We start from the raw sequence: 594 nt of genomic DNA, 5'->3' as shown, positions 1-594 counted from the left end.
AGCTGAAGGAAACGCTCAACACCATGGTCGACCAGCTCAACGCCTTTGCCGGCGAAGTGACGCGCGTCGCGCGCGAGGTCGGCACCGACGGCAAGCTGGGCGGCCAGGCCGACGTGCCCGGCGTCGCCGGCACCTGGAAGGATTTGACGGACTCGGTGAACTCGATGGCGGGCAATCTGACCGCCCAGGTCCGCAACATCGCTGAGGTCGCGACCGCGATCGCCGGCGGCGACCTGTCGCGCAAGATCACCGTGGACGTGCGCGGCGAGATCCTTCAGCTCAAGGACACGCTGAACACGATGGTCGACCAGCTCAACCGCTTCGCGGGCGAGGTGACGCGCGTTGCGCGCGAGGTCGGTACCGAAGGCAGGCTGGGCGGACAAGCCAACGTGCCCGGCGTCGCCGGCACGTGGAAGGACTTGACGGACTCGGTGAACTCGATGGCGGGCAACCTCACGGCCCAGGTCCGCAACATCGCCGAGGTGACGACCGCCGTGGCGCGCGGCGACCTCTCCCGCAAGATCACCGTCGACGTGAAGGGCGAAATCCTCGAGCTGAAGAACACCATCAACACCATGGTGGACCAGCTCAACG

Annotated in this window: 1 protein-coding gene; it reads left to right on the top strand. The window is 66.8% G+C overall.

The window, feature by feature from the left end; genetic code table 11:
* Positions 1-594, top strand: a 594-nt coding sequence (locus tag AX729_RS00575; RefSeq protein WP_156456630.1) for a HAMP domain-containing protein, incomplete at both ends; no start/stop codon positions are given.

The organism is Bradyrhizobium sp. CCH5-F6 (assembly GCF_001556045.1).
GTDB lineage: Bacteria > Pseudomonadota > Alphaproteobacteria > Rhizobiales > Xanthobacteraceae > Bradyrhizobium.
The sequence above is the reverse complement of the archived record's forward strand: the minus strand, read 5'-3'. Positions and strand labels throughout refer to the sequence as shown.